The sequence below is a fragment of the Sedimentibacter sp. B4 genome (genome assembly GCF_000309315.1).
GTDB lineage: Bacteria > Bacillota > Clostridia > Tissierellales > Sedimentibacteraceae > Sedimentibacter > Sedimentibacter saalensis.
Genome location: NZ_CANG01000430.1, coordinates 1 through 264, shown reverse-complemented (window position 1 = coordinate 264; position 264 = coordinate 1). Strand labels below are relative to the sequence as shown.

Annotated in this window: 1 pseudogene; it reads left to right on the top strand. The window is 69.7% G+C overall.

Annotated features, from left to right (window positions below):
• Positions 1–62: 62 nt before the first annotated feature.
• Positions 63–264 (top strand): annotated as a pseudogene (locus BN358_RS23600) (hypothetical protein); the annotation flags it as partial.

The following is a 264-nucleotide window of genomic DNA, read 5'->3' as shown; positions in this document are numbered from 1 at the left end:
CAGCCCTGGCTCCCTCGGTATGGATCGGACTCGGGCCAGTCGGGGTGGCCGCGCTGGCTCCGTTGGCCCTCGTCAAGGCCGGAACCCCCATCTGGGGCGAGGCGGCGGGCGCACTGGGTCTGGTCACCCAGATCACGAGCACCGCCATCTGGGGCTTCGGACTCTGGTGGCTCATGCTGGTCGCCGCCCTGCTCGTGCGCTACCACGGCAACGACGTGATCCCATTCCACCTCGGATGGTGGGCGTTCGTCTTCCCCCTGGGGG